The 20,250-nt window shown below is 41.6% G+C and carries 23 protein-coding genes; 13 read left to right on the top strand and 10 right to left on the bottom strand.

Annotation, left to right across the window (positions count from 1 at the left end; all coding sequences use genetic code 11):
• Positions 1-16 precede the first annotated feature (16 nt).
• Entirely contained in the window at positions 17-1,309 is a 1,293-nt protein-coding gene (gene eno, locus MKY10_RS18200; protein WP_003228333.1) for a phosphopyruvate hydratase, read from the top strand.
• 52 nt (positions 1,310-1,361) lie between these two features.
• Here the strand turns inward: eno and MKY10_RS18195 are convergent, their stop codons facing one another.
• A complete protein-coding gene (locus MKY10_RS18195) occupies positions 1,362-1,829 on the bottom strand; it encodes a GNAT family N-acetyltransferase (protein ID WP_015251210.1) in 468 nt (155 codons plus the stop codon).
• 119 nt (positions 1,830-1,948) lie between these two features.
• Here MKY10_RS18195 and MKY10_RS18190 point away from each other — a divergent pair, with 119 nt between their 5' ends.
• Complete coding sequence (locus MKY10_RS18190; RefSeq protein WP_015251211.1) at positions 1,949-3,757, top strand: zinc-ribbon domain-containing protein; 1,809 nt, start codon at positions 1,949-1,951, stop codon at positions 3,755-3,757.
• A gap of 35 nt (positions 3,758-3,792) precedes the next feature.
• On the opposite strand, the gene MKY10_RS18185 is transcribed toward MKY10_RS18190, so the two are convergent.
• Together MKY10_RS18185 and MKY10_RS18180 are read right to left on the bottom strand one after the other, a co-directional pair.
• Positions 3,793-4,491 carry a zinc ribbon domain-containing protein gene (locus tag MKY10_RS18185; protein ID WP_015251212.1) on the bottom strand — a complete coding sequence of 233 codons (699 nt, stop codon included), beginning with the start codon at positions 4,489-4,491 and terminating at the stop codon, positions 3,793-3,795.
• A 131-nt stretch (positions 4,492-4,622) separates the two neighbouring features.
• Entirely contained in the window at positions 4,623-5,237 is a 615-nt protein-coding gene (locus MKY10_RS18180; protein ID WP_003243118.1) for a PH domain-containing protein, read from the bottom strand.
• A 149-nt stretch (positions 5,238-5,386) separates the two neighbouring features.
• Between MKY10_RS18180 and MKY10_RS18175 the strand changes: the two genes are divergently transcribed.
• Positions 5,387-6,022, top strand: coding sequence for an NAAT family transporter (locus MKY10_RS18175; protein ID WP_010886614.1), 636 nt, complete (start codon positions 5,387-5,389; stop codon positions 6,020-6,022).
• A gap of 17 nt (positions 6,023-6,039) precedes the next feature.
• Here the strand turns inward: MKY10_RS18175 and opcR are convergent, their stop codons facing one another.
• Entirely contained in the window at positions 6,040-6,597 is a 558-nt protein-coding gene (opcR, locus tag MKY10_RS18170; RefSeq protein WP_003244093.1) for an opuC operon transcriptional regulator OpcR, read from the bottom strand.
• Positions 6,598-6,860: 263 nt separating this feature from the next.
• Between opcR and opuCA the strand changes: the two genes are divergently transcribed.
• The 6 genes from opuCA (at position 6,861) to sdpI (ending at position 11,429) form a co-directional block, all read left to right on the top strand.
• Positions 6,861-8,003, top strand: a complete 1,143-nt coding sequence (opuCA, locus tag MKY10_RS18165) for an osmoprotectant ABC transporter ATP-binding protein OpuCA (protein WP_003243370.1) — start codon at positions 6,861-6,863, stop codon at positions 8,001-8,003.
• Positions 8,004-8,025: 22 nt separating this feature from the next.
• A complete protein-coding gene (opuCB, locus tag MKY10_RS18160; protein WP_003228349.1) occupies positions 8,026-8,679 on the top strand; it encodes a glycine betaine/carnitine/choline/choline sulfate ABC transporter permease OpuCB in 654 nt (217 codons plus the stop codon).
• Between the two features lie 19 nt (positions 8,680-8,698).
• The gene (gene opuCC / locus MKY10_RS18155) at positions 8,699-9,610 is read left to right on the top strand and encodes an osmoprotectant ABC transporter substrate-binding lipoprotein OpuCC (RefSeq protein WP_015384655.1); all 912 of its coding nucleotides are present in this window, start codon (positions 8,699-8,701) and stop codon (positions 9,608-9,610) included.
• Positions 9,611-9,627: 17 nt separating this feature from the next.
• Positions 9,628-10,317 (top strand): glycine betaine/carnitine/choline/choline sulfate ABC transporter permease OpuCD, encoded by a 690-nt coding sequence (gene opuCD / locus MKY10_RS18150; RefSeq protein WP_003244403.1) that lies wholly within the window; start codon positions 9,628-9,630, stop codon positions 10,315-10,317.
• A gap of 219 nt (positions 10,318-10,536) precedes the next feature.
• On the top strand, positions 10,537-10,809 hold the full coding sequence (gene sdpR, locus MKY10_RS18145; RefSeq protein WP_003243541.1) for a sporulation delaying system autorepressor SdpR: 273 nt from the start codon (positions 10,537-10,539) through the stop codon (positions 10,807-10,809).
• Positions 10,806-11,429 carry an immunity protein SdpI gene (gene sdpI / locus MKY10_RS18140; RefSeq protein ID WP_015251216.1) on the top strand — a complete coding sequence of 208 codons (624 nt, stop codon included), beginning with the start codon at positions 10,806-10,808 and terminating at the stop codon, positions 11,427-11,429. Before sdpR ends, sdpI begins: the two co-directional genes overlap by 4 nt.
• Positions 11,430-11,475: 46 nt before the next feature.
• On the opposite strand, the gene sdpC is transcribed toward sdpI, so the two are convergent.
• The 4 genes from sdpC to MKY10_RS18120 all read right to left on the bottom strand — a co-directional run bounded on the left by sdpC (position 11,476) and on the right by MKY10_RS18120 (position 14,329).
• Positions 11,476-12,087 (bottom strand): sporulation delaying protein SdpC, encoded by a 612-nt coding sequence (gene sdpC / locus MKY10_RS18135; RefSeq protein WP_003243360.1) that lies wholly within the window; start codon positions 12,085-12,087, stop codon positions 11,476-11,478.
• 42 nt (positions 12,088-12,129) lie between these two features.
• Positions 12,130-13,101, bottom strand: coding sequence for a sporulation-delaying protein SdpB (sdpB, locus tag MKY10_RS18130; protein ID WP_015251217.1), 972 nt, complete (start codon positions 13,099-13,101; stop codon positions 12,130-12,132).
• Positions 13,098-13,574: a sporulation-delaying system protein SdpA gene (gene sdpA / locus MKY10_RS18125; RefSeq protein ID WP_009968174.1), complete on the bottom strand. Its 477-nt coding sequence runs from the start codon at positions 13,572-13,574 to the stop codon at positions 13,098-13,100. Before sdpA ends, sdpB begins: the two co-directional genes overlap by 4 nt.
• A 221-nt stretch (positions 13,575-13,795) precedes the next feature.
• On the bottom strand, positions 13,796-14,329 hold the full coding sequence (locus MKY10_RS18120; protein WP_003243347.1) for a GbsR/MarR family transcriptional regulator: 534 nt from the start codon (positions 14,327-14,329) through the stop codon (positions 13,796-13,798).
• 283 nt (positions 14,330-14,612) lie between these two features.
• Between MKY10_RS18120 and opuBA the strand changes: the two genes are divergently transcribed.
• From opuBA to opuBD, 4 genes are read left to right on the top strand one after another with little or no spacing between them, the layout of a single operon-like run.
• The gene (opuBA, locus tag MKY10_RS18115) at positions 14,613-15,758 is read left to right on the top strand and encodes a choline ABC transporter ATP-binding protein OpuBA (protein ID WP_003228368.1); all 1,146 of its coding nucleotides are present in this window, start codon (positions 14,613-14,615) and stop codon (positions 15,756-15,758) included.
• Between the two features lie 16 nt (positions 15,759-15,774).
• Complete coding sequence (gene opuBB, locus MKY10_RS18110; RefSeq protein ID WP_003228370.1) at positions 15,775-16,428, top strand: choline ABC transporter permease OpuBB; 654 nt, start codon at positions 15,775-15,777, stop codon at positions 16,426-16,428.
• An 11-nt stretch (positions 16,429-16,439) separates the two neighbouring features.
• Positions 16,440-17,360, top strand: coding sequence for a choline ABC transporter substrate-binding lipoprotein OpuBC (gene opuBC / locus MKY10_RS18105; RefSeq protein WP_015251219.1), 921 nt, complete (start codon positions 16,440-16,442; stop codon positions 17,358-17,360).
• Between the two features lie 16 nt (positions 17,361-17,376).
• Complete coding sequence (opuBD, locus tag MKY10_RS18100) at positions 17,377-18,057, top strand: choline ABC transporter permease OpuBD (protein WP_014480907.1); 681 nt, start codon at positions 17,377-17,379, stop codon at positions 18,055-18,057.
• A 39-nt stretch (positions 18,058-18,096) separates the two neighbouring features.
• Here opuBD and MKY10_RS18095 read toward each other — a convergent pair whose 3' ends face one another.
• Complete coding sequence (locus MKY10_RS18095) at positions 18,097-19,779, bottom strand: methyl-accepting chemotaxis protein (protein WP_015251220.1); 1,683 nt, start codon at positions 19,777-19,779, stop codon at positions 18,097-18,099.
• Positions 19,780-19,906: 127 nt separating this feature from the next.
• Positions 19,907-20,233, bottom strand: a complete 327-nt coding sequence (catR, locus tag MKY10_RS18090) for a catDE operon transcriptional regulator CatR (RefSeq protein ID WP_003242888.1) — start codon at positions 20,231-20,233, stop codon at positions 19,907-19,909.
• Between the last annotated feature and the right edge of the window lie 17 nt (positions 20,234-20,250).

Below are 20,250 nucleotides of genomic sequence, written 5' to 3'. Positions count from 1 at the left end.
AGGAGAGACAAAACTCATGCCATACATTGTTGATGTTTATGCACGCGAAGTATTAGACTCCCGCGGCAACCCAACAGTTGAAGTTGAAGTATATACAGAAACAGGAGCTTTCGGCCGCGCATTAGTGCCAAGCGGAGCTTCTACAGGTGAATACGAAGCGGTTGAGCTTCGTGACGGCGACAAAGACCGTTACCTTGGAAAAGGCGTGTTAACAGCTGTTAACAACGTAAACGAAATCATTGCTCCAGAGCTTCTTGGCTTTGATGTAACTGAACAAAACGCAATCGATCAGCTTTTAATCGAGCTTGACGGTACTGAAAACAAAGGCAAACTTGGTGCGAACGCAATCCTTGGCGTATCTATGGCTTGTGCGCGTGCTGCTGCTGATTTCTTACAGATTCCTCTTTACCAATACCTTGGAGGATTCAACTCAAAAACGCTTCCTGTACCGATGATGAACATCGTAAACGGCGGAGAGCATGCTGATAACAACGTGGATATTCAAGAATTCATGATCATGCCTGTAGGTGCTCCTAACTTCCGTGAAGCACTTCGCATGGGCGCTCAAATCTTCCACAGCCTGAAATCAGTATTAAGCGCAAAAGGCTTAAACACTGCTGTAGGTGACGAAGGCGGATTCGCTCCAAACCTTGGTTCTAACGAAGAAGCGCTTCAAACAATCGTTGAAGCAATCGAAAAAGCCGGCTTCAAACCTGGCGAAGAAGTTAAACTTGCTATGGATGCTGCATCTTCTGAGTTCTACAACAAAGAAGACGGCAAATACCATCTGTCTGGCGAAGGCGTTGTGAAAACATCTGCTGAAATGGTTGACTGGTATGAAGAGCTTGTTTCTAAATACCCAATCATCTCTATCGAAGACGGACTTGATGAAAACGACTGGGAAGGCCACAAGCTTCTTACTGAGCGTCTTGGCAAAAAAGTTCAGCTTGTTGGTGACGACCTCTTCGTTACAAACACGAAAAAACTTTCTGAAGGTATTAAAAACGGCGTAGGCAACTCTATCCTGATCAAAGTAAACCAAATCGGTACATTGACTGAAACATTCGATGCGATCGAAATGGCGAAACGCGCAGGCTACACAGCTGTTATCTCTCACCGTTCTGGTGAAACTGAAGACAGCACAATCGCTGACATCGCTGTGGCAACAAACGCAGGACAAATCAAAACAGGTGCTCCGTCTCGTACGGACCGTGTTGCGAAATACAACCAGCTTCTTCGTATCGAAGATCAGTTGGCTGAAACTGCTCAATACCACGGTATCAACTCTTTCTACAACTTAAACAAGTAATAACAAGTAATAAAAAGACCGCCGGGATTTTCTCGGCGGCTTTTTTATGCTTTCAGAGATCCAAATAAAGCCTCACCATATCGCGGCATTGAATCCCGTTTTCAAAAATGTCCTCATCATAATGTCTGAGAAAGAAATCGTGGTCGATCGCCTGAATGCGGAATCCGCATTTTTGATAGAGGGAAAGCTGATGAATGCTGGAATTCCCCGTGCCGATTTCAATCGTGTCCGCCCCTAGCTCCTTCGCTTTTTCGATGGCGTCAAGTACAAGCTGTTTGCCAAAGCCCTTCTTCTGAAGAGATTCTTTTACCGCAATATTTACAATTTCAACTGTTTGCGGCCTTGTTTTTAGCAATACATAAACACCTGCAAGCTCATCACCGGCCCAAGCTGTGTAACATTCTCCCCTCTCAAGATATTCATCTACAATGTCTTTCGATGGATCAGCGAGCAGCAATAGATCATATAGTTCGTCATTTGTTTCTTCTCCTAATTCAATCCTGAGCTTTTGCATATTCATTTCACCTTTTTAGTCTGATAGACATTTAATTTTTTCATTCGTTCCCAATTTCATTCTGTTTTATTATAAAATATGAAAAGCAGTAAATGTTATCAAATTAGTAGAATAGGAGGAAAGTCATGTTTTTTTGTAAGAATTGCGGCTCCCAGAATAATGAAGGAGCCAAGTTTTGTAAACAATGCGGCACCCCGATCGGAGGGGGCAGCAAACAGGCAAATCAAGAAACAGCTAGCACTGCAGAAACAAGGCAGGCTCCGCGAAAACCGATCCCTAAGAAAACCATCATTTTATGGAGCAGCATTGCCGCGGCGTGCGTTATATTATTCGCCGCATATAAAACCGGAGCGTATTTTACTTCAAAGGATAGGTTAGTCGACAAGTTTGAACAGGCCGTAAATGATGGGGATCAGGCTCAAATCGCGACTCTGCTTACACCGGTAAATGACAATCTTAAACTCACTAAAAATAATGTAAAACCGTTTCTTACATATTTGAAGGATCATCCAGACAAAAAAGATGAACTTTTTGCATCGCTCCGTGAGGAAACAGCCCACAAGGATATCGTATACGCAGAAAAAGACGGAAAAAGCCTGCTGGTATTTGACCATTACGACTTAAAGGTAGCACCTGTTTATTTTGAAGTGACCAGCAATTATAAAAATACCGATTTATATGTCAATAAAGAGGAAGCCGGATCTGTAAAGAAAGCAGATCAAGCACAAACCCTTGGTCCGTACATTCCCGGCGAATATACAGTCTCAGCCAAACTGAAAAACGATGTCATTGACCTTGTGAAAAAGGAAGACATTCAGGCGATTGGCGATAACAGCTTTCGTGTTGATCTCTCATTGGAAGCAGACGATGTGACATTCAGCTTAGCGGATGACATCAAGAGCGGGAAGGGAGATTTGCTGATTAACGGTAAATCAATTCATAAAGATCCATTCAAAACTTTTACATATGGCCCTCTTTTGACTGATGGCAGTATGACGGCGACTGTGAAAACTGACTTTCCATGGGGAAAGCAAATGACTGATGCAATGCCAATTACAGGTAGCGACATGAAGATGAGATTAGTTCCTGATAAAGAAACAAAAGAAAACATCATAGAAACCATTAATAAGGCGACTGAGCAATACACGGCTGCCTTTTCCAATGGGAAAACCGAACAGATGACAAAAGCTGTATCCGATGTTAAAGCTCAAACGAAAAAACAAATTTCAGAGATGAAGAGCAATCATATGTATTATAAGGATAAATATATAGAAACAGATTACGATCTTGATTCATTTGCTATTTCACAAAGTGACAAGGGACAATGGATTGTTTCAGTGAACGGAAATGAACTTCACGAATCAGCTTATTTTGATGATTATACAGAACCTGAGATGAAACAAGAACATACAGCTTATCGTTATTATTTGTCGTATGATAAAAAACAAAAAGAATGGAAGCTTGAGAGTGCGGAGACCACTTCTGATTCCATAGGAGACCATATAAAAACTCTTAAAAATGAAAATCCTAAAATATACACCTCCGCTTGGGCGTCATCAAATGAGGCCAAAGTTAATTCCGACACACTTACAAAAGAGCAAGTGACATCATTTATGGTTGATTATCTGACAAATCAATCAAGTGCTGTGAGTTTAAATGAATTTGCAGTGATGGAAGGTAATTTGGAAAAAGGAAGCACATTATATGCTGATCAGCAGAAACTAGTTAAGAAATTGTATAGCGAGGGGACGACTGAAGTATTTATTGATGTAGAGGTCAAAAGCTTTAGCCAAAGCGGCTCGAATATCACAATTAAAACATACGAAGAATTCGAAATCACAAAATCAGGCGGCAGTCCAAAGCTCAGAACATATAACTGGACCTACACCGGCGTAGTGAAGAACGGAAGAATTTACTTAACGTCTATTCAATAAAACAACCCCATCACCAGCAGGTGATGGGGTTGTTTTTAAAAGAGCATATAACGGAAAATTTCTTTGACATAGTGTTCGATAATAAGCTGAAATGTAACGCAGATGATCAGATAAATCACAATCGTTGAGTAAATGACATCAACCTTCCCTTTATATGAATGCTGGTAACTGCTCAGCATCGCAGGAGGAATGGCGAAGAATGCACCGATTAAACCAACGGCTAATATGGTAAAGCAAATGTCTGTATGTAATAAAAAGAAGAAAAGGGCAAGAATCAAAATAGCCGTAAAAGGAATAAGAAATGCTCCGAATCTTGAGAATGAATCCTTGAAAGACACTTGGTTTCCCGCGATTTTCAGGGCGAAAAAGATGCATGCATGCAGGCCAAATAGAAATAAAATAAAATAAATGGTTGGCTCTAAGAAGATTGCTGTAAAGCTTACGCTTCCGGGACCGTCTGAAAAAAGAATATAAAACATCAAAGGGGTCAGCAAACTGAAAAGAACCATCGTAATGATTGCGCTGATCAGCTGTTCTCCGCCTGTTGCTTTACATTCCTGATAAGGGCGTTTCAGGACGGATAAGACAAATGAACCGAACTGTTTTGCTGCTTGCTTTGCAGCGGCTCCAGTTTGAGCTGCATGCTGGTGGCCTGAATGACCGGGGAGCGGTGATCCGCATTTCTCACAAAAATTTCCGCCATCTGTTTGATGGCCGCATTGAGGACAATACATAAAATAACTCCTTTATCTGTAATATAGGGAAAATAGACTAATAGTTTTATTATAAAAGAAAAAAGTTGTAAAGTAATCAATATTCATACAAAAAAAGACACGAGCACGATAGCAGCTGTGTCTTTTTTTATCTAGTTATTAATATATTTCTCAAATACATCCCCAAAATCCTTAATATGATACTGCGAGCGAACGGATGTCAGCCAAGTGAATCCGAATTCGGTCAGCTCTTTGTATTGCGTTTCAATATTGACGTGCTCAGGGCGGGTATGGTGAAGAATCGTCACTGCTTTATCTAAGCTTTGCTCCGCTTGATTGATTAAAATGTCATTTTCATAGGTTGTTTCAGCGATGCGAAGCAGTGCTTTATAAAGGTCTTTTAACTTTTCAATCTGGTCTTTGTGGACATCAATGTCGAATTGTTCACCGCCCAGCTTGAACTTAATTTCAACATCCAAATCCACTTTTCCGGCAGTTTCAAGAAAAACGTCAGAGATTTTATATTGCGAATAAGGATAGCGTTTCAACGTTCGTTTTGAGGAAGTGGCGCGTTCGCCGTCCACATGGATCAGGGCCAGGTTCGTAAAGCAATACTCGTCTGCTTTTGTTTTAATCAAGAAATAAATTTTCTCATTATCTTCATGCATGACATAGTCATCTGCGTCTGTTTTGTCATAGTCCTGAGGTTCGATAATTTTTCCGATATCAGATAAGCCCAAGGCATCTGCCGCAATTTTTTTGAACATCTGTATACGTCCTTCCTATTCAATTTGTCACTTCATTGTAGCATGGCGCGTTTCTGACAGGCTATAAAGGTTTACCGGGAAATCGCCTCCGGGTAAAAGGGTGGAGAATCATTCTATTTCCTGTGCAGAGACTATCAACAAGGAGGTATATGATGTTCTCATTTATCGTTCACGTCTTCATTTCTTTATTCGCAGTATCGAATCCGATCGGAAACGTACCGATATTTCTGACGCTGACAGAAGGCTATACTGCAGCGGAAAGAAAAGCGATTGCCCGGAAGGCAGCTATTTTATCCTTTTTTATTCTCGCAGCTTTTTTGGTTTTCGGTCATCTTATCTTTAAACTGTTTGATATCAACATTCACGCGCTCCGAGTGGCGGGCGGCATATTCATTTTCGGCATTGCCTATAATCTATTGAATGCGAAAGAATCGCACGTGCAATCTCTTCACCATGATGAACATAAGGAAAGCAAGGAAAAAGCGGATATATCAGTCACACCTTTATCCATTCCGATCATTGCTGGGCCCGGAACGATTGCAACAGTGATGAGCCTTTCCGCCGGACATAGCGGCATTGGTCATTATGCGGCTGTCATGATCGGCATAGCCGCCGTTATTGCCCTGACCTTTCTCTTTTTCCACTATTCTGCTTTTATCAGCAGCAAACTCGGAAAAACCGAGATGAATGTGATTACCAGACTGATGGGATTAATCTTAGCCGTGGTTGCGGTCGGGATGATTGGTGCCGGGCTGAAAGGCATGTTTCCGGTCTTAACCTCATGATGCAAAAAGCAGCTCTCTTATTTTAGAGAGCTGCATTCTTTTGTTTTCGGCACATACCGAAAGACTTCCTCACTCTCAAAAAATTCAATCAACCTGCTCAGCCAATCATAGTAATGAAGCCATTCTTTTAATTCATTCAGCAGCTGATTGACTTTCTCTTCCGCTTCCGGGGTAAGCCCGTCCCTTTGTAAAAGATCACTCAGCTCCCGGTTTAATTTTTTATACAGCACTTTGTTTTTGCTCACGACCTTTGTCCAATTCGCCGCAAATAAAGAAATGAAGGTTTGATAATAATCCTGCTCGACGTCATAAAGGTCTTTTCGTACGCCTTTTTCAAACACCTTTTCGGCGATATTGGCATCGATCATTTCCCGGACAACCTGGCTCATCCGTGTTTTGCTCATGCCCGTTGCCTCAGAGAGCTCGCTTAAGGTCATTGGTTTTCGATTCATATAAATAATTCCGAGCACACGTCCGACAGTTGAAGGCATTCCAAACGTATGCATATTTTCGGCAATCTTCTCAATGAGATGCTCTTCAGCATGTTCAATGATGTCGAGAGCGGTTTTTTTCACAGCTGATCATCCCTTCAAATGGCAATTGATGGTGTCAATATATCATATTTCTTCCTGGTGTTGAAAATAGCTGAATGCAGAGGAAGTGGGAGGTATCCGGCGTAATTGTAAGAACACCCTTTCCGTCTCGGTCATAACAATAAATAATCTATAAATAACATATAATTTCAACACATTGTAAACTTTTTATTTTACAAAGTTCAAACTATAATAAGGATTATACTTTTCAGAAAATTTAAAGGAAACCTGCGGAGGTGCACGGATTGCTGAAATTGGAACAAGTGTCAAAAGTATATAAAGGCGGCAAAAAAGCTGTGAACAGCATTGATTTAGATATTGCAAAAGGTGAATTTATCTGTTTTATCGGCCCGAGCGGCTGCGGAAAAACGACAACGATGAAGATGATCAACAGACTGATAGAACCATCGTCTGGAAGGATCTTTATCGACGGAGAAAATATTATGGAACAGGACCCGGTTGAGCTGAGGAGAAAAATCGGCTATGTGATTCAGCAGATTGGTTTGTTCCCCCATATGACCATCCAGCAGAACATCTCACTCGTACCAAAGCTGCTGAAATGGCCTGAGGAAAAACGGAAAGAACGGGCGCGCGAGCTGTTAAAGCTTGTGGATATGGGCCCGGAGTATTTAGACCGTTATCCGCATGAGCTCAGCGGCGGACAGCAGCAGAGAATCGGCGTGCTGCGCGCCCTGGCAGCGGAACCCCCTCTCATTTTAATGGATGAACCGTTCGGAGCGCTTGATCCGATTACGCGTGATTCCCTTCAGGAAGAATTCAAAAAACTGCAGAGAACCTTAAACAAAACGATTGTGTTTGTAACCCACGATATGGATGAAGCAATTAAGCTTGCTGACAGGATTGTGATATTAAAAGCGGGAGAAATCGTTCAAGTCGGCACACCTGATGAGATTCTTCGAAACCCGGCAAATGAGTTTGTTGAAGAATTTATCGGGAAAGAGCGCCTGATTCAGTCAAGACCGGATATCGAGCGGGTAGAGCAAATGATGAACAGAACGCCGGTGACGGTATCTGCGGACAAAACGCTTTCTCAGGCGATTCAGCTGATGAGAGAAAAACGTGTTGACTCGCTGCTCGTTGTGGACCGGCAAAACGTGCTGAAGGGCTATGTTGATGTGGAAATGATTGATCAAAACCGCAAAAAAGCGAGCATCGTTGGCGATGTATACCGTTCAGATATATATACCGTTCAAAAAGGGGCGCTTCTTCGCGATACAGTCCGAAAAATTTTGAAGCAGGGGATCAAGTATGTTCCGGTGGTCGATGAACAGAACCATTTAGCAGGGATTGTGACAAGAGCGAGCCTCGTTGATATCGTATACGATTCCATTTGGGGCGACGAGGAAAACCAGCTCATGACGATCTGACCAGGGGAGGAGCTCTTTTAAGATGAATCAAATGATGACTTTTTTGCAAACGAACGGCGGAGAGCTGTTGTATAAAACAGGAGAGCATTTATATATTTCACTCATAGCCGTTGTATTGGGCATTATCGTTGCAGTGCCGCTCGGCGTTGCTCTTACCAGAATGAAAAAAGGCGCAGGTGCGGTAATCGGTTTCGTAAACATTGTGCAAACCCTCCCGAGTCTGGCGATTTTAGCCTTTTTTATTCCGCTTCTCGGTGTAGGAAAAGTGCCTGCGATTGTCGCTTTATTTTTCTATTCGGTGCTGCCGATCCTGCGCAATACGTATACCGGCATTAAAGGTGTAAATAAAAACCTCCTGGAATCGGGGAAAGGGATTGGCATGACCGGCTGGGAGCAGATTCGGCTCGTCGAAATCCCGCTGGCGATTCCCATCATCATGGCGGGGATCCGCACATCAACGATCTACCTAATTGGCTGGGCGACACTTGCGTCGTTTATCGGGGGAGGCGGCCTCGGGGACTATATTTTTATCGGACTGAACCTATACCAGCCTGAATATATCATTGGCGGTGCCGTGCCTGTCACAATTCTGGCAATTATTATTGATTATGTGCTGGCTGTGACAGAACGAAAGGTGACGCCGAAAGGCTTGCAAGGGATGAAGGAAGTTTCGTAAGGAGTTGGCACTGTTGAAAATGACAAAAATCAAATGGCTTGGCGCGTTTGCTCTCGTCTTTGTCATGCTGCTAGGCGGCTGCTCTCTGCCGGGTCTCGGCGGCGCTTCTGACGACACGATCAAAATCGGGGCGCAAAGCATGACAGAATCAGAAATTGTAGCGAATATGATCGCGCAGCTTATTGAACATGATACAGATTTGAATACCGCTTTAGTGAAAAACCTCGGCTCAAACTATGTTCAGCACCAAGCGATGCTGGGCGGTGACATTGATATTTCAGCCACGCGCTATTCCGGAACAGATTTAACAAGCACCCTCGGCAAGGAAGCGGAGAAAGATCCGAAAAAAGCGCTGAACATTGTGCAGAACGAGTTTCAAAAGCGCTTTTCCTATAAATGGTTTGATTCCTACGGCTTTGATAACACATATGCCTTCACCGTAACAAAAAAGTTTGCGGAAAAGGAGCATATTAACACCGTGTCTGACCTGAAGAAAAATGCTTCCCAATATAAATTAGGCGTCGACAATGCTTGGCTGAAACGAAAAGGCGACGGGTATAAAGGCTTTGTCAGCACATATGGCTTTGAGTTCGGCACAACTTATCCAATGCAGATCGGGCTAGTCTATGACGCAGTCAAAAACGGGAAAATGGATGCGGTTTTGGCTTATTCAACGGATGGACGGATTAAAGCATATGATCTGAAAATCTTAAAAGACGATAAGCGTTTCTTTCCGCCGTATGACTGTTCACCGGTGATTCCGGAAAAGGTGCTTAAGGCGCATCCGGAACTTGAAGGTGTGATCAATAAGCTGATTGGGCAAATCGACACGGAAACGATGCAGGAACTTAATTATGAGGTGGATGGCAAGCTGAAGGAGCCGTCTGTCGTAGCAAAGGAATTTTTAGAGAAACATCATTATTTTGACTAAGAAAAGAGGTGGATCATATGGAAGTACTACAGCAGCTTGGCACATACTATTCGCAAAACGGCGGTTACGTGCTGCAGGAATTTTACCGCCATTTTCTGATGTCGGTGTATGGCGTTTTATTTGCCGCCATTGTTGGAATTCCGCTCGGCATTCTGATAGCCAGATACAGAAGATTAAGCGGATGGGTTTTTGCGGTCACGAATGTCATTCAGACGATCCCGGCTCTCGCCATGCTCGCCGTGCTGATGCTTGTCATGGGGCTGGGCGCTAATACGGTGATATTGTCATTATTTCTGTATTCTCTTCTGCCGATTATCAGAAATACGTATACAGGGATTATCAGTATTGAGCACGCCTATCTTGAATCGGGAAAAGCAATGGGGATGACAAAATTTCAAGTGCTGCGGATGGTCGAGCTTCCGCTTGCGCTTTCTGTCATAATGGCCGGCCTGCGCACCGCGCTTGTCATTGCCATCGGCATTACGGCCATCGGGACATTTGTCGGTGCTGGCGGTCTCGGGGACATCATCGTCAGAGGATCAAACGCCACAAACGGAACCGCGATTATATTAGCGGGAGCGATCCCCACAGCTCTGATGGCGGTGATTGCCGATTTGGTCATGGGCTGGCTTGAACGAGCATTAAGCCCGATTAAAAAGAAAAAAGGAAATTTTATTATAGCTGATAGAAAAACCACCTCTATTTAAATACAACAGAGGTGGTTTTTTTAAATAAACAACATGTGTTAGTATCTGTTAAACATATTTTCCAGCGTTGGGATTATCCGAGTATTTGAAAAAATACAAAAATCAGATATTATAACCAATTTGAGGGTTGTTTTTAAAAAAATTCAAGTTATAATGAAAATAATACATTTATACAAATATCTAAATGTCTAAATGTTTTTTTGTAAAGGAGAAAACGCTATGAATAATGTTTTCAAAGCTATATCAGATCCAACAAGGAGAAAAATTTTGGATTTGTTAAAAGGAGGGGATATGACTGCGGGAGATATTGCTGAGCATTTTAATATCAGCAAACCGAGTATTTCGCACCACTTGAATATTTTAAAGCAAGCGGAAGTCATAAGTGACCACCGCAAAGGACAATTTATTTATTACTCTCTAAATACAACAGTACTTCAAGACTCAATAAATTGGATGCTTAACTTTATAAATAAAGGGGATAACGATTTATGAAGAAAAATATAATTTCCATAATTATTGTATGTTTGAGTTTCTTGACTTCAATTATATTATATCAATACCTTCCAGAAGAAATACCGATACAATGGTCAGGAAATAAACCGGCTGCAATTGTATCTAAACCTTTAACAATATTTATTATACCTGTTGTTATGCTTATTTATTATCTTACTTTTTATATGTTAACTATTAAGTCTACACAAAAAAATAAAGCATTGCTTTTCCTAGCTTCTAATAATATGTTAATCCTTTTATATATTTTACAACTTTCAACTCTATTGATAAGTTTAGGATACGAACTGAATATTGATTTAATAATAGGGCTTGGTGTTGGTATCTTTTTAATTATTGGTGGAAATTCAATGCAGCTAGCAGAACAAAACCATCTTATTGGATTGAGGACACCTTGGACATTAAAAGATGAGACTGTTTGGAAACTGGGAAATCGCTTCGCCTCTAAAGTACTTGTAGTGTGTGGTTTTATAATAGCTGTTCTTTCATTTTTTACAGGAGAATATATAATTCTTATTATGATTGTGCTAGTTCTTTTAGCATTAGTTATTTCAACACTAGCTTCATATCTTTATTACAAAAAATTAAACGGTTCACGTTGAAAAAGTGTCTTGCGGAGCAATCCGCAAGACACTCAATTATAATGGATTATTGATGAATCAATTTTAGGGTTTTTGCAGCAGCCGCTTCTAAATCAGAATTATTAGAAGCTGAAGAGGAATATTTGGCAACGTATTTCCACACTGCAGTTGTTACTGCGGCAGCCGTTTGTAATGCAACTGCGTTAACGCCCACAACATATAAATATCCAGCTGCTACACAGACGGCATAAAGCCCACAAGATGGAGTAACTTTATTAGAAGAGTATTTTACGTTTTCATTTTTCTTAGCATATTTTTGGATAAGTTGGTCTGCTTTGGTCATATTTTCAATGAGTTTTTTAGGGTCTTTGCTGTCAATCGATTGTTTCAATTCATCCATATATTGTGGTTGATCTTTTTTTATAAATTTGACTACATCATTTACTAACTTTTTACCTTCTGTACTATTTGCCTCTTTTACGAGTTTAGGGTCCAAATCGTTTGAAATTAATTTACCAACTTCCCCTTGTCCAAATAAAAGTCCTCTAAAGTAATCTTCTCCAGAAAATGTATGGTTTTCTTTAGCAGATGTACTTGACTCCTTAGAGAGTCCTACTAATGAAAAAACCAATATCGTCACCATGGAAACAATCAATAGCCTAAGTAATTTACTTTTCAAATTATTATACCTCCATTAAGTTATTTCTCCATTATCTAAATGTTAGCTATGAAACAATTTTGTAAGATACTTGACTGATTCACCTCCTATTCTTTTGAAATTTCTCTTTCCTTTTACATATATATATTTAAATAAAGGAGAACACCAATTCATAGTGATATTTTGTTGTACAGGATGCAGATATATAATTAATGCTGATATCATGATCAAGCCAAAACTTACAATACCAATGCTGAATATTATCCCAATATGAAATAATATTCCCAAAACAAGAGCAATTCTCTTTATTCTGATATTTGAAATTATGCTTGCTGCTAAGAACAACTCAAAAATAGTTACTAACCAAGTGATGACAACAATAAAATTGCTTTCAAGTAGTGGATTCAATAAGTTAAGTTGATATTCAGGTAATCCAAACACCGGATCAGAAAAGAAATAGTAAATTGCTGTTCCTTCTGCCCACTCTTTATTTTTCAATCGCTCTAAAGCTGCGTTTAAATAAATGATAAAAACTTGAATTTTAATTATTGTCATTATATAAAACAATACTGTCTTCTTTGTGAAAGATTCATTATTGTTTTTCTTTATATTCCAATGATTTCGCCTTGAATCTAATAATGTAACAGGTAATATAAGAAAAGAAAGAACAGTTGCAATTTGCTCTCCACCATCGATAGTTAAAGCTGAAGTTTGAATACTATAGCAAATATACCAGTGAAATAAACCGGTAAATCTAGGTCTCCACCCTATAACCACTAAGGTTAATATAAAAATCATTAAGTATCTTATAATCTCAAAATTGATACTATATTCTTTAGCAAAACAAAAAGCGGTAGGGATATAGACATTTTCACATGTGACATTATTTGCACTATAACTAAATAAAATATCAGTACTATTGAATAATAGTACTAGTAATGTTGAGAAACCAAGTAAACTTCTAAAAAGTGCATATGTATTTTTCCATGGATTATAGGTGTCAATATAACCTTCTAAACTATTTAATATCTTCATACTATTTTTATTTTTAGCACCTTTCTTTCAAAAGAGGTAGTTTGCTTAAAGTCTATCCAATACCATGAGAGTGGTTTTTGGCGATATATTAGGTATTCTCCTTTGCTAAGATGTATATAATCTTCATTTTTTATAACCTTAATAGGCTTTATTTGTTTCTCTAAATTTGTGCAGGAGTTGTTGTTTTCACAAGTTTTCCAATTCTTTGGATCGATATTCTCTACAATTTTGCCTAATTCTATTGCCTGAACTCTTCCTTCTCTTTTTATCCCAAAAAAATTATTGGGAAGTGCATTAGGTAACTTTAAATTTTCTTTTGTGTGAAATGAAATGTTTTCTTCTGTAGGGCTTTTACTATAAAAGCCAAAGCCTTGGGGAGACAATTGTTGCAAAAAATTTTTTTTGAACAGTGGATTCTGAGGTGAAATATTACTAAAGTAATAAGAAGAAAATAATAGGAAACATATAGTCATTACAGTTATAATTCCTTTTTTTTTGATATAGATTACCTCCTCTAAGCTAATATAATCATTTCAAAAAGATTATATAATAGCTAGTCAGAATAATCAACAAAAAATGGATAATGAATAAATTAATGTAAACTATGCATTATTTTGTTTGTTTTCTTGAAGTTTGATATTCAACCATTTGGATTGGAACTAAAAAAGTTCCCAGAATTGAATTTGGGAACTTTTTACGGCTTCGGCACATATTTAAAAATGTCTTCGCTCTCAAAAAACTCAATCAAACGGCTGAGCCAATTATAATAATCGAGCCATTCCTTTAATTCCTTCAGCAGCTCATTCACTTTTTCTTCCGCTTCAGGAGTAAGCTCTTCATCCAACACGCTAAGCAGCTCCCGATTGAGTTTTTTATGCATCATTTTGTTTTTGCTGACGACTTTGCTCCAGGTGGCTGAAAACAGCGTGATAAATGTTTGATAGTAGTCCTGCTCAACCTCATATAAATCTTTTCGCACGCCTTTTTCGAATACCTTCTCGGCAATGTTGGCATCAAGCATTTCCCGCACTACCTGGCTCATACGTGTTTTACTCATGCCGGTGGCCTCAGATAATTCCGTAAGCGTCATCGGTTTTCGATTCATATAAATAATGCCCAGCACTCGTCCGACGGTAGAGGGCATTCCAAATGCATGCATGTTTTCCGCGATTCTTTCTATAAAATGGTCCTCGGCTTGTTCAATGATCGTTAACGGATCTTTCTCCAACGGTTTCATCCTTTCAGCTAACAATTCCGATGTCAATATACCACATTTTTGATACGGCGAAAATGCTGTCAAAAGAGAATTTGGCAGGAAATTGGAGCAATAAGGAGATCAACACACGTCAATGCGGGTAAATCAGCGTTTACACATACTTTATAAATAATATGAACAAATTGTAAACTTTTTATTTTATAAACTTTATTCTATAATGGGAAGCATTCAATTGTCTGAAAAATTAAATTTAAACTGAACAAATTGAATAAACTTAATTTTGGAGGTGCGATGTTTGCTGACATTAGAAAATGTCTCGAAAACATACAAGGGCGGCAAAAAAGCCGTGAACAACGTAAATCTTAAGATTGCAAAAGGCGAATTTATCTGCTTTATCGGGCCGAGCGGCTGCGGAAAAACGACAACAATGAAAATGATTAACCGATTAATTGAGCCTTCCGCCGGGAAGATTTTCATTGACGGCGAAAACATCATGGACCAGGATCCTGTAGAGCTCAGGCGCAAAATTGGCTATGTGATTCAGCAGATCGGCCTGTTTCCCCATATGACCATTCAGCAGAATATCTCACTCGTCCCAAAACTGCTGAAATGGCCGGAGCAGCAGCGGAAAGAGCGGGCGCGTGAGCTTTTAAAATTGGTCGATATGGGGCCAGAATATGTAGACCGTTACCCTCATGAATTAAGCGGGGGGCAGCAGCAGCGAATTGGTGTATTACGGGCACTTGCCGCGGAGCCGCCGCTTATCTTAATGGATGAACCGTTTGGGGCACTCGACCCGATTACGAGGGATTCCCTCCAGGAAGAATTTAAAAAACTGCAAAAAACCTTACATAAAACCATCGTATTTGTTACCCACGATATGGATGAAGCGATTAAGCTGGCAGACCGGATTGTGATTTTAAAAGCGGGAGAAATCGTTCAAGTTGGAACGCCCGATGACATTTTAAGAAATCCGGCAGACGAATTTGTTGAGGAATTTATCGGCAAGGAGCGGCTGATTCAGTCATCCAGCCCGGATGTTGAACGGGTTGACCAGATTATGAACACACAGCCTGTAACGATCACCGCGGATAAAACGCTTTCTGAGGCCATTCAGCTGATGAGGCAGGAACGGGTCGATTCATTGCTGGTCGTCGATGACGAGCGCGTTCTGCAAGGCTATGTCGATGTTGAAATCATTGATCAATGCCGGAAAAAGGCCAATCTCGTCAGTGAAGTTTTACATGAAGATATATACACAGTACTGGGCGGCACACTGCTGCGCGACACGGTCCGCAAAATTTTAAAACGGGGTGTCAAATATGTTCCCGTTGTGGATGAAGACCGACGCCTGATCGGAATTGTGACGAGGGCAAGTCTGGTCGACATCGTGTATGACTCCCTCTGGGGAGAAGAAAAGCAGCTCGCAGCATTGTCATAGGGAGGGGCGATAAGTCATGCATCATATTGTTCAATTTTTGCAAACCAATGGGGGCGAGCTTCTTTATAAAACATACGAGCATATTACGATATCGCTCATTGCTGTGATCTTAGGTGTGCTGGTTGCCGTCCCCCTCGGGGTTGTGCTTACCAGAATGAAAAAAGGAGCCGGCACCATTATCGGCATTGTCAATATCATTCAGACGCTGCCGAGTCTGGCCATCCTCGCTTTTTTTATTCCGCTCCTTGGTGTAGGGAAGGTTCCGGCCATTGTGGCTTTGTTTTTCTATTCCGTATTGCCGATTCTTCGCAACACGTATACCGGCATTCGCGGCGTCAACAAAAATCTGCTCGAGTCTGGTAAAGGAATCGGAATGACGCCGGCTGAACAAGTCCGCTTGGTGGAGCTGCCGCTTGCCGCACCAGTAATCATGGCGGGAATCAGAACATCGACGATTTACTTAATCGGCTGGGCCACGCTTGCTTCCTTTATCGGAGGCGGCGGATTGGGTGATTACATTTTTATCGGACTGAATTTATATCAGCCGGAATATATCATCGGGGGCGCGGTACCTGTCACGATATTGGCAATTGTGATTGATTATGTGCTGGCAGTTGCTGAACGAAAACTGACACCTGCCGGCATGCAGAGATTGAAGGAATTGTCATAAGGAGGCGGCTCATGAAAAGAAAATATCTCAAATTAATGATAGGTTTAGTACTTGCGGCAACGCTGACGCTGAGCGGCTGTTCGCTTCCTGGTCTCAGCGCTGCTGCAGACCAGACCATTAAAATCGGCGCGCAAAGCATGAGCGAATCAGAAATCATCGCCAGCATGCTTGGCCAGTTGATCGAACACCATACTGATCTCAAAACAACAACGATTAAAAATCTTGGCTCCAACGCGGTGCAGCAGCAGGCTTTAATGAACGGGGAAATCGACATTGCGGCCACAAGATATACGGGAGACGCGCTGACAGGCACGTTGAGAATGGAACCTGAAAAAGATCCGGACAAAGCGCTGGCGCTTACTCAGCGGGAGTTTAAAAAAAGATATGATTTAAAGTGGTATGACTCCTACGGGTTTGATAATACATATGCCTTTACAGTCAGCAAGGAACTGGCCGACCAATACCATTTAGAGACCGTATCAGACGTTAAAAAATGGGCGCCGCAATTAAAGCTGGGCGTTGATAACTATTGGATGAAGCTCAAAGGAAACGGCTATCAGGATTTTACGAAAACCTACGGCATGAAATTCGGCGGCACGTATCCGATGCAGATCGGCCTTGTGTACGACGCGGTGAAAAGCGGAAAGATGGACATTGTGCTTGCGTATTCAACCGATGGAAGAATCAAGTCCTATGGTCTCAAAATGCTAAAGGATGACAAACAATTTTTCCCGCCGTACGATTGCTCTCCGGTTGTTCCGGAAAAGGTGCTCAAAGAACATCCTGAGCTTGAAGGCATAATCAAGAAAATGCTCGGAAAAATCGACACAGCCACGATGCAGGAGCTTAACTATGAAGTCGACGGCAATCTCAAAGAACCGTCTGTCGTTGCCAAGGAATATTTAGAAAAACATCGCTATTTCGAATCGTGAAAGGGGGAAGAGGTCAATGAACGTGCTTGAACAGTTAATGACGTATTACGCGCAGAATGGCAGTTACGTCATGGATGAATTCGGCCGCCACTTTCTCATGTCGGCTTACGGCGTATTGTGTGCCGCTGTCGTCGGGGTTCCGGCCGGAATCCTCATCGCGCATTTTCGCCGTTTGTCAGCCTGGGTGTTTGCCGTAACAAACGTTATTCAAACAATCCCGGCGCTCGCTATGCTGGCCGTCTTAATGCTTGTTATGGGGCTCGGCGCAAATACCGTGATTCTATCATTATTTCTGTATTCCCTGCTGCCGATTATTCGAAACACGTACACAGGCATTATCAGTATTGAACATGCCTACTTAGAATCGGGAAAAGCAATGGGCATGACGAAATTCCAAGTACTCAGAATGGTTGAGCTCCCGCTCGCACTTTCTGTCATTATGGCGGGCCTTCGCACGGCTCTCGTCATTGCCATCGGAATTACAGCGATCGGCACATTTGTCGGTGCCGGAGGCCTTGGGGACATGATTGTCCGCGGCTCAAACGCAACAAACGGAACTGCGATTATTCTAGCCGGAGCGATACCAACTGCGGTGATGGCGGTAGGGGCGGATTTGCTCATGGCTTGGTTGGAGCGGGCATTAAGTCCGGTGAAGAAAAAAAGAACCGGGGCGAAACATGTTCAATCAGCTGCATAGAATAGAAAAAGAGGCTGGAGTCCAGCCTCTTTTTTCTATTTAAATCGTAAACTGACCCATCTTCTCATTAAGCTCATTGGCCAGCTGCTCAAGCTCTTCAGCATTTAGAAGCACTTGATCCATCGAATGGGCGGATTGCTCGGTAATTGAAAATGTTTCTTCAATGCCGGCGGCAGACTCTTCGGATACAGAAGCGATATTTTCAATCGATTGGTTTGTTAACTGCTTCAGGCCATCCGTTACTTCCTTAATGCTGTCTGCAACATGGGTGACGGATTGTTTGATATGCTGCATAGCCTGTCCGGTGTCTGTCAGGTTTTCCGTTCCTTTTTCGACTTCTGTAAAGCTGCTTTCCAAGTACGTAATGACAGTGTGGATCTCCTGCTGTGTCCCGTTTACAATCCGGGTAATGTCCTGCACGGAATCAGAAACGCCGTCAGCCAGCTTTCTGACTTCATCAGCCACAACGGCGAAGCCTTTGCCGCTTTCTCCAGCGCGGGCAGCTTCAATCGCGGCGTTAAGGGACAGCAAATTCGTCTGCTCGGCAATCCCGTTGATGACCTGAACGAGCTTGTTGATATCCTGAGAATGCTGTTCAAGTGATCTCACTTTATGAACGGCTTCTTGAACGATATGGTGGATGGTTTTCATTTGCTGTAATGACGTAGCCATATTTTCGTTTCCGCTTACCGCGAGTTCGAGAACGTTTTGAGACGTATCGCTGATGGTGATGCCGTGATTATAGGCTTTATCAATGTTTTCAGTGAACTCATTCATCGATTCGGCAATCGTCACCGCGTCTTGGGCCTGCTGTTCAGAGCCCTCAGCCATTTCGTTCATCGTTTCAGTAATATGTTTGCTGCCGGATCTTGTTTCATTCGTTGCGGTTGCAAGCACCTGCGAAGAAGAAAGAACCCGGCTTGATATGTCTTTAGAATATCCGACAATATCTCTCAGATTCCCTACCATTTTTTGCAGCGCTTCATTCAGATCACCCAGCTCGTCTTTTGAGTTGAGCGGCTCCATATCGTTCGACAGATCGCCTTCGGCAATATGATTGGCAGATTCCTTCATGCGAATGATAGGCTTTACAATGTTTCGCGTGATATAAAGCCAGATGAAAATGCTGATGAGGGTCGAAGCTGCCACAAGCAAAGCAGTGTAAATGAGCCCTTTATGATAGACGGCCTTCGTTTCTTTTACCGCTGTGTTGCTCCCTTCTTGATTTAAGTCAACAAGCTGAGTGATTGTTTTTTTCATATCCTCAAAGCTGGCCTCAGTCTGAACCAATAAACCTCTTGCTTTGTCCATGTCATTTGTGCGGCCGCTTTCGATAATTTGCGCATGAATATCCATATAGGTGTTCACTTCAGTTTGAAGCTGCTCGAACAGTTTCTGCTCTTTATCAGTGGAGATCGTTTTTTCGTAGTTATCGAGCTTTTGGTTAATGTCTTCCATGATTTGATTCATTTCTTGATCAAGTATATCCATTTTGCTTTTGTCTGTATAAATCAGAAAGTCCTTTTCTTTAGAAGACAGGTGCTCGGTTACATAATTAATTGAAGTGATTCCTTTGATGCCGTCAATCCATTTTGTGTTGATTTCATCTGTTTTTTGAATGATATGCTGCATATTAAGAACGCCTATTCCGCCTACAAGTAAATTGATCAGGATCAGTGTCAAAAATACCAGGCTGAATTTGCGGGAAATCGTCAGTCGCATATAGTGGTCTCCTTTAAAAACGTAATGTGTGGATGTACTATATATCGGCTGAGAAATCGTTTTTTCACCTGGGAAAAAATAAAAAACGGCTCTTTTCTCATCTTTGAGATCAGAGCCGTTTTAGCAATTAGTCAAGAAAGGAAGGGTCAATCCATTCAGTCGCCCATTTAGAAATCTCACCTAAAATGGGTGCTAGTGCCTTTCCTTTATCAGTCAATGAATATTCGATGCGAACCGGAGTTTCAGGGATGACATCCCGCTTCACTACTCCTTCAAGCTCAAGTTCTTTCAGCCGTTCTGACAGAACTCTGCCGCTTAGATTTGGAAGTGCTGCTTCAATTTCGCTAAATCGCTGAGACCCGTTCAAGAGCTGAAATACGATTAAAGCGACCCAGCGTTTACTTAAGATGTCGACTGCTTTTTCAAATCTAGGACACATTTCTGATTGGTTCATACTTTTCACCTCGTCTG

The sequence above is a fragment of the Bacillus sp. FSL P4-0290 genome (assembly GCF_037975435.1).
Taxonomy (GTDB): Bacteria; Bacillota; Bacilli; order Bacillales; family Bacillaceae; genus Bacillus; species Bacillus subtilis.
The sequence above is the reverse complement of the archived record's forward strand: the minus strand, read 5'-3'. Positions and strand labels throughout refer to the sequence as shown.

Coding starts and splice junctions, on each gene's coding strand:
- eno (WP_003228333.1), top strand. CDS start 17: ATGCCATACATTGTTGATGTTTATGCACGCGAAGTATTAGACTCCCGC.
- MKY10_RS18195 (WP_015251210.1), bottom strand. CDS start 1,829: ATGAATATGCAAAAGCTCAGGATTGAATTAGGAGAAGAAACAAATGAC.
- MKY10_RS18190 (WP_015251211.1), top strand. CDS start 1,949: ATGTTTTTTTGTAAGAATTGCGGCTCCCAGAATAATGAAGGAGCCAAG.
- MKY10_RS18185 (WP_015251212.1), bottom strand. CDS start 4,491: ATGTATTGTCCTCAATGCGGCCATCAAACAGATGGCGGAAATTTTTGT.
- MKY10_RS18180 (WP_003243118.1), bottom strand. CDS start 5,237: ATGTTCAAAAAAATTGCGGCAGATGCCTTGGGCTTATCTGATATCGGA.
- MKY10_RS18175 (WP_010886614.1), top strand. CDS start 5,387: ATGATGTTCTCATTTATCGTTCACGTCTTCATTTCTTTATTCGCAGTA.
- opuCB (WP_003228349.1), top strand. CDS start 8,026: ATGAATCAAATGATGACTTTTTTGCAAACGAACGGCGGAGAGCTGTTG.
- opuCC (WP_015384655.1), top strand. CDS start 8,699: ATGACAAAAATCAAATGGCTTGGCGCGTTTGCTCTCGTCTTTGTCATG.
- opuCD (WP_003244403.1), top strand. CDS start 9,628: ATGGAAGTACTACAGCAGCTTGGCACATACTATTCGCAAAACGGCGGT.
- sdpR (WP_003243541.1), top strand. CDS start 10,537: ATGAATAATGTTTTCAAAGCTATATCAGATCCAACAAGGAGAAAAATT.
- sdpI (WP_015251216.1), top strand. CDS start 10,806: ATGAAGAAAAATATAATTTCCATAATTATTGTATGTTTGAGTTTCTTG.
- sdpB (WP_015251217.1), bottom strand. CDS start 13,101: ATGAAGATATTAAATAGTTTAGAAGGTTATATTGACACCTATAATCCA.
- sdpA (WP_009968174.1), bottom strand. CDS start 13,574: ATGACTATATGTTTCCTATTATTTTCTTCTTATTACTTTAGTAATATT.
- opuBB (WP_003228370.1), top strand. CDS start 15,775: ATGCATCATATTGTTCAATTTTTGCAAACCAATGGGGGCGAGCTTCTT.
- opuBC (WP_015251219.1), top strand. CDS start 16,440: ATGAAAAGAAAATATCTCAAATTAATGATAGGTTTAGTACTTGCGGCA.
- opuBD (WP_014480907.1), top strand. CDS start 17,377: ATGAACGTGCTTGAACAGTTAATGACGTATTACGCGCAGAATGGCAGT.
- MKY10_RS18095 (WP_015251220.1), bottom strand. CDS start 19,779: ATGCGACTGACGATTTCCCGCAAATTCAGCCTGGTATTTTTGACACTG.
- catR (WP_003242888.1), bottom strand. CDS start 20,233: ATGAACCAATCAGAAATGTGTCCTAGATTTGAAAAAGCAGTCGACATC.